This window comes from Hyella patelloides LEGE 07179, assembly GCF_900659865.1.
Classification (GTDB): domain Bacteria; phylum Cyanobacteriota; class Cyanobacteriia; order Cyanobacteriales; family Xenococcaceae; genus Hyella; species Hyella patelloides.
Genome location: NZ_LR214023.1, coordinates 1 through 10,399, shown reverse-complemented (window position 1 = coordinate 10,399; position 10,399 = coordinate 1). Strand labels below are relative to the sequence as shown.

11 protein-coding genes and 1 pseudogene are annotated in these 10,399 nt (G+C 37.3%); 9 read left to right on the top strand and 3 right to left on the bottom strand.

Annotated elements, in window-relative coordinates; genetic code table 11:
- The coding region (locus H1P_RS39995) for a transposase (RefSeq protein WP_246141970.1) at positions 1–150 on the top strand (150 nt) is incomplete at its 5' end.
- 222 nt (positions 151–372) lie between these two features.
- Here the strand turns inward: H1P_RS39995 and H1P_RS26840 are convergent.
- On the bottom strand, positions 373–2,517 hold the full coding sequence (locus H1P_RS26840; RefSeq protein ID WP_144873424.1) for a S8 family serine peptidase: 2,145 nt from the start codon (positions 2,515–2,517) through the stop codon (positions 373–375).
- A 448-nt stretch (positions 2,518–2,965) separates the two neighbouring features.
- On the opposite strand from H1P_RS26840, the gene H1P_RS26835 reads away from it, so the two are divergent.
- From H1P_RS26835 to H1P_RS26820, 4 genes are all read left to right on the top strand, one after another.
- Complete coding sequence (locus tag H1P_RS26835; protein WP_144873421.1) at positions 2,966–3,274, top strand: hypothetical protein; 309 nt, start codon at positions 2,966–2,968, stop codon at positions 3,272–3,274.
- Positions 3,275–3,624: 350 nt separating this feature from the next.
- On the top strand, positions 3,625–4,797 hold the full coding sequence (locus H1P_RS26830) for a sensor histidine kinase (RefSeq protein ID WP_186376160.1): 1,173 nt from the start codon (positions 3,625–3,627) through the stop codon (positions 4,795–4,797).
- A gap of 3 nt (positions 4,798–4,800) precedes the next feature.
- Positions 4,801–5,466 carry a response regulator transcription factor gene (locus H1P_RS26825; RefSeq protein WP_144873415.1) on the top strand — a complete coding sequence of 222 codons (666 nt, stop codon included), beginning with the start codon at positions 4,801–4,803 and terminating at the stop codon, positions 5,464–5,466.
- Positions 5,467–5,839: 373 nt separating this feature from the next.
- Positions 5,840–6,463 (top strand): glycosyltransferase family 25 protein, encoded by a 624-nt coding sequence (locus H1P_RS26820; RefSeq protein ID WP_144873411.1) that lies wholly within the window; start codon positions 5,840–5,842, stop codon positions 6,461–6,463.
- A 94-nt stretch (positions 6,464–6,557) separates the two neighbouring features.
- Here H1P_RS26820 and H1P_RS26815 read toward each other — a convergent pair whose 3' ends face one another.
- Positions 6,558–6,869 carry a DUF3067 family protein gene (locus tag H1P_RS26815; protein WP_144873408.1) on the bottom strand — a complete coding sequence of 104 codons (312 nt, stop codon included), beginning with the start codon at positions 6,867–6,869 and terminating at the stop codon, positions 6,558–6,560.
- Positions 6,870–7,066: 197 nt separating this feature from the next.
- On the opposite strand from H1P_RS26815, the gene petC reads away from it, so the two are divergent.
- The 4 genes from petC (at position 7,067) to H1P_RS26795 (ending at position 10,169) form a co-directional block, all read left to right on the top strand.
- Complete coding sequence (gene petC / locus H1P_RS26810) at positions 7,067–7,606, top strand: cytochrome b6-f complex iron-sulfur subunit (protein ID WP_144873405.1); 540 nt, start codon at positions 7,067–7,069, stop codon at positions 7,604–7,606.
- 53 nt (positions 7,607–7,659) lie between these two features.
- Positions 7,660–8,646 carry a cytochrome f gene (gene petA / locus H1P_RS26805; protein ID WP_144873428.1) on the top strand — a complete coding sequence of 329 codons (987 nt, stop codon included), beginning with the start codon at positions 7,660–7,662 and terminating at the stop codon, positions 8,644–8,646.
- Positions 8,647–8,816: 170 nt separating this feature from the next.
- A complete protein-coding gene (locus tag H1P_RS26800) occupies positions 8,817–9,410 on the top strand; it encodes a TetR/AcrR family transcriptional regulator (protein WP_144873402.1) in 594 nt (197 codons plus the stop codon).
- 102 nt (positions 9,411–9,512) lie between these two features.
- Positions 9,513–10,169: a glutathione S-transferase family protein gene (locus H1P_RS26795; RefSeq protein ID WP_144873399.1), complete on the top strand. Its 657-nt coding sequence runs from the start codon at positions 9,513–9,515 to the stop codon at positions 10,167–10,169.
- On the opposite strand, the pseudogene H1P_RS36570 reads toward H1P_RS26795, so the two are convergent.
- Positions 10,144–10,399 (bottom strand): annotated as a pseudogene (locus H1P_RS36570) (AAA-like domain-containing protein); the annotation flags it as partial. The gene H1P_RS26795 and the pseudogene H1P_RS36570 overlap by 26 nt on opposite strands.

Genomic DNA, 10,399 nt, shown 5'->3' with positions numbered 1-10,399 from the left:
AAACGACGTTATGGACTTAACTGTATCATGGCAAAACTTTCTGAAACAGCAGAAACTTCTATTGGCATTACTTTTTTAGTTATCAATCTTTCCACCCTGCTCAGGCAGATTAGCTGTCTTTTTTTTGTCTTTATTTCTGAATACCTATAAATTAGGCTTAATTACTGACTTTTATATTATTAAAGCTAATATTTGAGCATACTTACTGACATAAAAACTTATCATTTAAACAAGCTGATTCTTGTAAATTTTTTCGCTTACTTTTTCAGCAAACCCTAATTATTGGTTATTTATCAGTATTTGCTAGTTGCTTTTACTACTTATATTAATAGGTTGATATTTTAGTAGTTCTAGCAGGCAACTAGCTATTTATTAGACTATAACGCTGCCGAGACCATTATTAGCACCAGTCTCTTCATCAACACCAAGATCGTCAGCAGAGATATTTTCCAGAGTAGCTAGAGTAGTGAAGTCATCTTTGTTTTCAAAACTCCCATTCTGACTGAATTTGACTGCTGTATTAGAACCTATTTGCTCGAATTTCATATGTTGGTCGAGTAAAGAGACTATAGAGGATTGTTCTGGATTACTCTTTAAAGGATCAAAGAGTTGGTGTAAATCAAGCAAGTCATGTTTAAGATCGAAATCTTTAATCAGATCGCCACCTTCTTTTGTTGAGCCATAAATAAAGCGATCGCTTCCTGCTCCTCCTGTCAAGGTGTCCGCACCCAAACCTCCTGTCAATAAATCGTCGCCTTTATTCCCTACTAGAATATCTTTACCAAGACCTCCATGAAGACTATCCCTTTCAGTACCACCAGTTAACAAGTCATTGCCTGTTTCGCCGAAAAGTTTATTTCTACCGAGATCGCCATCGAGAGTATCATTACCATCTCCTCCTCGAATAACATCATTGCCAGCATTACCAGATAAGATGTCGTTTCCTTCTCTGCCAAAAATCAGATTATCTTCAGGAGTACCCGCAAGGGTATCATTCTTTGCGGTGCCGTTGATAGATTTAAGGTTGTCGAGGGGATTTGATTTATTTTCAGTACCAAATACCTTAAGCTGGGCAGTATTCCAAAATCCTGTGATGTCATTGCCTGCTTTATCAGCAACTTTAACTGTCCAATCCCCTAAAGAAGACTCTCCCCAATGACGCACTGAGGAAAAAGTCCATTGTGAGTAGTCATCATGAGCATCATTATGCTGTTCTGCCAAAATAGATTTAGTCCCATCTGGTGATGTTAAAGTGACCTCTAAATCTCCTCTAAAAGCGTGAGTTGCATCAAACTTCAACTCAACTGATTCGAGCTTAATGTCTTTCTCGATCTTGAAAATAGATGTTACACCTTGAGGTTTATTATCAATAATGTAAGTGTTGAGAGGTTTCTCCTCAGAAGCAGCAGAAACTTCAGGAGCAACAGTATTCCAAGACTTAGCTGCTTTGACTACCGCAGAGGCATCAATAGAGCCAAAACCATATTTATGATTGACGAGATGTCCTGCACCATTTTCTTTCCAGTCTGAATCTGAGGAGTCATTTTTGGCAGCTGTATTAACTAGGAGATGCTGAACATCACGCCAGGTTAAATTGGGATTAGCTTCCAACATCAGGGCGACAACTCCTGATGCTAAGGGAGCAGATGAAGATGTCCCACCAAAGCTATTTGTGTAATTTCCTGTTTGATCGACTTGTTTTTGGTCTTCTAGCGAATAACCGTCTTGCTTACCTTGGAGATCGGTTGTAGTTATACCTGAATTTGGCTCATTTCCGTCGGAATAAGTGGTAGTTAACATTGCAGCCCCTGGTTCGCTGTAGGGAGCTTGCTTAGCATTAGCATCAATCGCTCCAATAGCAATCGTGTAGCGGGAATTAGCATAGCCATCGTAGTTAACATTATCGTTAGCCTCAAGCCCATTTCCAGCAGACCACACAAAAATGCTACCCAGTCCTCCGCGACCTTTGGTAACTCCTGTTTTTAAAGCTGCTTGAGTTAATGCTCCAGGAGCTTCTAAGGTTTTACCATCATCCTGGGGTCCCCAACTTGCATTATAAATATCGATTTCTTGATTTTTATGAGTCAAGGCTTGGGCTTCTTTTTTGTCTACAGTCTCATCAAATGCATTCAATTTTAGTCCAGCAATAGAGGCATTAGGAGCTACACCAGTCACTCCCTCACTATTGTTCCCAGCAGCAGCAGCCACTCCAGCTACTGCTGTTCCATGAGCAGCAAGAAAAGATTCTCCATCGAAGGTTTCTTTGGCAGGAGAAGGATCTTTATCGTTATCATCAAAGTCATAGCTCAGATCGGGTCGATAATTGGGGCGTAGGTCTGGATGGGTATGTTGTAGTCCATCATCTATAACCCCTATAACTACTCCTTTCCCCGTGACTGATTGCCAAGCAGGTATAACATTCACATCATTCCCAACTTGGCCTGCTTGACCAGAGTTAGCCAAGTGCCATTGATTAGCCAGTAGTGGATCGTTAGGCAAGAAGTTGTTACTTTTCATAATTTAAATCCTCTATTTTTCAATCATCAAAATTTTTCAGTCCAGAGCTAACTAGACAGTTATCAATCAACATGAAATGAGCAAAACCTTGAGTTATAACTCACAGAAACTGGTGATAATTGGAGACAAAAGAATTGAAAATCAAAACAAAAATTAGAGATGCTGTGAAATCAAATAATCTTGAATTTTGTCTTTATTAATTATCTTCAGACAATTTAAGATTAGAGCTTCAAAAAGTTTTTTACATGAAGCAAAAGTTCTAAATTGCTCTAGGACAAGAGTTGTGAATATCAATAGGAAAAAAGTACTTTTTTATTTTAAATAGGAAAAAAGTACTGATTATTTATGAGATTTTTGATGGATAAAAATTCGTTACTTATAGCTCATGTGTATTTTGGGAAAATTTTTTAAACTACAGATATTCCCAATCTAAAAATGAGTGGCTATTATGAAAGTCAAATATTTAGTTTTACTGGCTAGTGCTATTTCTTGGGGATTTTTTGCTAATCCTCTAATGTTTGAACCTAAATTATCGATTGTTAAAAACCAGGCAGTATATCGATATAGTCAGAATCACGACACTTATGAAATTGAGCAAGCTGTCTTGGAAATGCAGGAAACAAGCAAAATTTTCTTAGAGGAGGAATTAGACTGTCAATCCTCTCAAGTTATTGAAGCAACAATAATCGGTGAAGAACCAGAGCAAGAGATGATTGAGGTGGAATTTATAGTTATTACGCGATGTGCAACTATCTAGATGGGCAACTACCTAAGCGAGAAGAGCGAGAATAATACCTATAGACTTTCAAAGGTGAATTGATCTTTAGCTTATAGCTTATAGCTTATAGCTTATAACTACGAACTAATAAGTCTAAAGCGAAGGTAATTCACATCAGGCGTATTATTTATCAAGAACATTCGTAAATTTTTTTTGAGCCTATCAGTCAAATGTTAAAATTAAGAACCTGGGTAAGATTAAAACCCCATCCTTTCAAAATATTGCTCAACTTAGAGTGGGTACTATTGATAATCAGTTTAATTAATCCTCTTTTTGTACAGATTATAGAAGTTCCTTCACAACCAAAATTTTGGAATATACTATCACAGTTGCCATGGTTATTTTGGGTATGCGCGATCTCTTTTGGGATTATGGGATTGCGATTGCCTTCAGAAGATGCTTGGGATAAAATTTTATATACTGCTATTGAATTTATCTTAGCAATACTTGCTTCGCACTTTTTATTCTGGGATCATATTTCTTCTGCACCGATTTTATTGATTCTCACTATCCGCAGTTGCTTAATTTTTTCGCGAATTGGTCAATTAATTATTGCTGGAATAACATGGATTTGTTTTATTAGTAATGTATTTCTGACTGACTGGGTTTTTAGCGATGAAGTGTCGATAATTCTTCCCTCAGATGAGTTAGCTAATGTAGAATCATTACCACCAGAAATATTTGATTTAGAATCAACTTCACAAAACTTTGATGCCGATATATTACAAATTCAGTTACAAAATATTCTTTTATTTACCTTAATTCTAGTTTTTGTTTATCTTCTAATTAATACTTTAATTAGCGAGCGTCAAAATCGCCGAAAATTAGCTCATGCTCATGCACAGCTATATGAATATGCAGCCAAAATTGAAAATCAGGCAACGCTACAAGAACGCAATCGTATTGCTCGTGAAATTCATGACTCTTTGGGACACCTATTGACGGCTCAAAGTATTCAACTAGACAATGGTTTACTATCTATCAAATCTGACCTAGAACAAGCCGAGACTTTTTTTCAAACGAGCAAGCAAATTGTCACTAAAGCTCTAAAAGAGTTGAGACAGTCAGTTAACACCCTTCGCTCCGCTCCATTACAAGAACAGTCTTTAGAATTAGCGATCTCTAATTTAGTGGAAAATTATCAACAAATTACGGGAATCGCGATCGATTATAAGATCGATTTGCACTTTCCAATATCCTCAGAGATTTCCACCGCAGTATTCAGAATTCTGGAGGAAGCATTAACCAACATTTACAAGCATAGTGGTGCTACTACAGTAAGAGTTGTTCTGCAAACTGAATTGTCAAATAATAAACTACCTACGCTCTGGTTCAAAATTGAGGATAATGGTCGTGGTTTTTGTGTAGAGCAAAATACTATGGGGTTTGGTTTACAAAGTATGCAGGGAAGGACAAGTGATTTAGGTGGTAAACTCAGAATTGTGAGCCAAATTGACCAAGGATGTCAAGTTTTAGGTAGTTTTTCTTTAAGAGGAATCTGAACTATGATTCGCTTGTTGATAGCAGAAGATCAAGTAATTATCCGACAGGGTTTAAAAAGTCTGTTAGATTCTCAAGCTGATTTAGAGGTAGTTGGAGAAGCGGAAAATGGTCAAACTGCTGTAGAACAAGTAGTTAATCTTCAGCCTGAATTGGTTTTGATGGATGTGCGGATGCCTGTGATGGATGGAGTTACAGCTACTCGCACGATCTGTGAAAACTATCCCTCGATTAAAGTGCTTGTATTATCAACGTTTGATGATGATGAATATATTGGACAGGCGATGAAATTTGGCGCAATTGGTTATTTGCTCAAAGATACTCCCCATGATGAACTGGCTCAAGCAATTCGTTCTGCTTGTAAAGGCTATACTCAGATGAATTCAGCAATATTCCAAAAAGCAATTTCTTATGCCTCTAGTTCAACTTTAAGTAAAAAAGCAGGTCACATCAATCACATCACCGAGCTTACTCATCGAGAACGAGAAGTCTTAAGTCTGATTGCAACTGGGAGCAATAATCGCGAAATTGCTGAAATTCTGGTTATTGCTGAAAGTACAGTCAAGAATCACGTTACTAATATTCTCAATCGTCTTAACTTACGCGACCGAACTCAAGCTGCACTTTTAGCTCACTCCTTGTTACCAAGTGAAAGAAGCGTTGCTGAATAAGTGTGAAAAGTCGATCTAAGCTCGATCGAACCTGAAGCTCGCCAAGTCTGTAAAACTTACATAACGAGCGACCCTGCATCGTCAAAAGGCGTGAGGGAATGCTTGCCCAGACACTTTATGTTATTCCAAGTCCTGAGAGATGTTGCAATGCTCTATCTGTCTTTTACTTCACTATCTTAACGCAGGTTACGCATACAGCCCCTCTTCAAGTAGGGACATTTTAAAAAAGAAATTATTTTATCCAGCCTGATTTTAAAACTTTGTGCGACAGAACCTTATCTTTATGATTACTGGAAAAAGTTCACATTCAAAATGCCATCACGATCATCTGCGTGTTAGCATAGCGAGCAAATTATGATTATTTAGCGATTGTATGTTTGATTATTTTGCTGGAATATATTGCATCAATTTGGATGAAGAAGAAGCAAGATGGCAGAGAATTCAACAAGAATTAAACACGATCGGAATTAAAGATCGCCTCCAGAGATTTAGTGCTGTCAAAGACCAAGTTAGAGGTCGCGGAGCTTCTCGATCTCATTTAGAGTTAATTAAAATGGCACAGGAGAATAATTTACCCAACATTTTAATTTTTGAAGATGACACTAAGTTTATTGACTGGAATCCAGAATACTTAAAAAATGCGATCGCTAATCTACCTCAAGACTGGCAAATATTCAACATTGGTTACAACATTTGTAGCAACAAATCTAGCTTCAAATACAAATCCCTATCTCCACATTTAATCAAGGTAGAAAAAGGCTCTGATGTGAGAAGCAATAATGCTTATGCTGTTAACTCTACAGCTTTCAAGTTCATCATAGACAATTATGGGAAATTCTTAAATAAGTGGGAAAATCACAAAAATAAATGGCATCTAGACCTGTGGTATGCCCAAAACTTCGATCGCTATTGTTTAGTTCCCTTAGTTTCCGTACAACAGCAAGGAGAAAAACCTCGCAGGTTTATTGAAAACTTCTCAAAACACAACATAAACTAAATCTCGAAATTGGGCATGAATGCCCACCAGATTTTATCTGATGCTTAACTTCGTTGATTTTGGCGGAAAAACTACAGATCGGCGATTATACTTTTCACTCTAGTATCCATTCCGAAGCTCTTTCGCCTAAATCTAGAGGAATACTAACCGCTTTGCCTAAACGGGGTTTTTCACGGGTTTCTACAATAAAAGACCTAACTTGCTCTGCTTTTCCCCAACCATTAAGATAATTAGTCACTGCTTCTAAATGTTCCATATATTCGGTTTCCGATAAAGGGAACGAAGCTTGCTCTAAGTACCGCCACATAACTTGGACACGGATTTTTCCTCTGACTTTCCGTAGCTGAATATCAAAAGAGTAACCCCATTTTTGCTGTAATAATTCTCTTAATTCTGTTCCAGTCATTGTGCAACTCTGCTTTCAATTGCGTCTATTTCTGTAATAATTATTAAACAGTAGTTGCTAATCTTTTTAAAGACAAAAAACTTCGTAACTCTGCTATCGATTGTTATATCAGCATTTAATAATCCAATAGTGTGAGACATTCTAAGTACCTTGTCCTTAATTCTAGTTTACAAAAGTATACATTTTAACTTTAAGTTATGACTCAAACTTCAGGCTCTTCTGATGTACCCGATTTAGGGCGCAGACAATTTATGAACTTGCTCACCTTTGGCTCGATTACAGGGGTAGCTTTAGGTGCATTGTATCCAGTAGTTAAATACTTTATTCCCCCTTCTACTGGCAATGCTGGCAGTGGTGTAACGGCTAAAGATGCTTTAGGTAATGACATTATTGTCAGTGAATATCTTACAGAGCATCCTTCTGGCGATCGCTCTTTAGCTCAAGGACTTAAAGGCGATCCTACTTATGTTGTAGTTAAAGGTGAAGGAGAAATCGCTAATTACGGTATCAACGCAGTATGTACTCACTTAGGTTGTGTTGTACCTTGGAATGGCAATGAAAATAAATTTATCTGTCCCTGTCATGGTTCTCAATATAACGAGACAGGTAAAGTAGTTAGAGGCCCAGCACCTTTATCATTAGCTTTGGCAAAAGCAGAAGTCCAAGATGACAAATTAGTCTTCTCTGAATGGACTGAAACCGACTTCCGCACTGGAGAAAAACCCTATTGGGCGTAATTATATCTATCCCATCAGTAATATTAGTAATTTAGAAATTGTTGACACAAGAGATGAGAACACCCGCACCCCTAATATTAGGGCGTTTAGCAAAACAAACTGTTACCAAAACCTTAGTAATTGCGATCGCTGCTATTGCTGTCTTTTTCGCAAGCGATTTAGCTTTACCCCAAGCTGCTTCGGCTTATCCTTTTTGGGCGCAGCAAACTGCTCCTGAAACCCCCAGAGAAGCTACAGGACGCATTGTCTGTGCTAACTGTCACCTGGCTCAAAAAGCTGCTGAGGTGGAAATTCCTCAATCTGTTGTACCCAACAGCGTCTTTGAAGCAGTAGTAAAAATCCCTTATGACTTAGATACTCAGCAAATTGGTGCTGATGGCTCTAAAGTTGGGTTAAATGTTGGAGCAGTTTTAATGCTTCCTGATGGCTTCAAAATTGCTCCTGAAGACCGCATTCCTGAAGAAATGAAGGAAGATATCGAAGGCGTATACTATCAGTCTTACAAAGAAGGTGACGACAACGTAGTTATCGTTGGTCCTTTACCTGGAGAACAGTATCAAGAGATTGTCTTCCCTGTACTCGCTCCCGATCCTAAAACTGATAAAAATATCAACTTTGGTAAATACCAAGTTCACTTGGGTGCTAACCGTGGACGCGGACAGGTTTACCCCACAGGTGAGTTGAGCAATAATAACGAATTTAAAGCATCTGTTACTGGTACTATCGCAGCTATTGAGCAACCCGAAGCTGGTGGTTACCAAGTAACTATCAACACTGGTGATGATTCTGTCGTGGAAACTATCCCAGCAGGTCCAGAATTAACTGTATCGAAAGGACAAGAAATCGCAGCAGGAGAAGCTTTAACCATGAACCCCAACGTTGGTGGTTTTGGACAAAAAGACACTGAAGTAGTCTTGCAAAGTCCTGCTCGTATCGCTGGTTTAATAGTATTTATTGCTGGTATTATGTTGGCTCAAATTCTGTTAGTTATCAAGAAAAAACAAGTAGAAAAAGTCCAAGCTGCGGAAATGGAATTCTAATTCAAGTTTCTTAAGTTTTTTAGTTTTTTATAATTTTTTGAGGGACGGGTATTGACCCGTTCTTTTTTTTTAAGAGTTTTAGAATTACAGGACTTTAAAAAAGATGTTGTCAAAATTAATTAACTAAGATAATCTAAACACAGACCGAAAGGTTTGAGATTTAATTTGCTATGTCAAAAGCCGAAGCTACTAAAGCCCACATCATTCATCAAGCTGCTTTGTTGTTTAACCAAAGAGGTTATGCTGGCTCGTCTATTGCTGACATCATGCAAGCCACAGGACTAAAAAAAGGGGGTATTTATAACCACTTTAAAAGCAAAGATGAGATTGCCCTACAAGCTTTTGACTATGCTGCTAGTTTAGTCCAAAAAATAGTCTGGGATGCAGTTAAACAAAAGACAGATGCGATTTCTCGGTTAAAAGCCTTGATGCAAGTCCATTTAAACTATATCGATAATCCACCACTCGCAGGAGGGTGTCCGATTATGAATACAGCTATCGAGAGTGATGATGCTTATCCTATATTACGCGATCGCGCTCAACAAGCAATGGAATCTTGGCGTAATCTTATTATACGGATTGTGCAAAAGGGTATTAAAAAACAAGAAATCAAACCAGACATTGATGCTGAAATAGTAGCTAGTTTCTTAATTTCGGCAATTGAAGGCGCAATTATGATGAGTAAACTTTATCAAGATGCAATTCATTTAAAACGAGTAATCAGCAGCTTAAGTGATTATATTGAAAGTTTAGCTTATGGTTAGTTTTGAACTATTGATTGTGTTTAATTACAAGTAAATTTTTTGCTCGTTTAAAGACCGCTTGGTCTGTTTTACCTAATTAAAAAATATCAGGAGTAACTAATTATGTTGCAATTCTATTATCATCCTCTTTCCCCTTTAGCTCGTCGTGTTTGGATCGCATTATTAGAAAAGAAACTTGAATTTGAACCTATCGTTGTTAATTTACAACAGGGAGAACAATTAAAACCCAAATTTTTACAGCTTAATCCTTTTCACTATGTACCAGTACTTGTGGATGGTGATTTAAGAATTATTGAATCTCTCGCTATTATGGATTATTTGGAGCAAAAGTATCCTCAAATATCTTTATTACCTAGTAATCCTGAAATATTTGCCAAAGTTAAAATGGCGCAGATGGTGACAAATAGTGAGTTAGGCTCTCAAGTAATACCTTTAATTTTCAACGATCTTGACTCTGTAAAAGCAGCTAAAGCAAAAAGAAATTTAAAAAGAATTTGTAAGTTTTTATCAGAACTTTTAGATGATGAACTTTATTTTGGTGGTAATCAATTTACTGTTGGAGATATAGTAACAGGTAATGGTTTGATTTTAATTAATAAATTAGGTGTGGAACTCAAGCAATTTCCTAAAATTGAAGCATATTGTCAGCGTTTAATGGAGCGGGAAGTATGGCAACAAACCCAACCCAGTCAAGAGCAATTACAACCTTGGAAAGAATTTGTTAAAACTTTAATCAAAAAAAAGCTTGACAAGAAATAAAATTTTTACTGTGTTTTTCTGTGGTTAATAATTTGATTGATTGAAATATAGAAATTCTTACAGGTAATTCTTTGTGTTCTTTCCACCAGAGTTTTAAATTGACTTTTGTGGTTAATTGAAACCCGCGCCACAGTTCCGAAGCAATTCCTTTATACCATTGCAAAGGAGAGATAGTTTGACTACCAATATTGGTCATGTCAAGAGAAACGCAAGCATACCCTTGTTGTTCG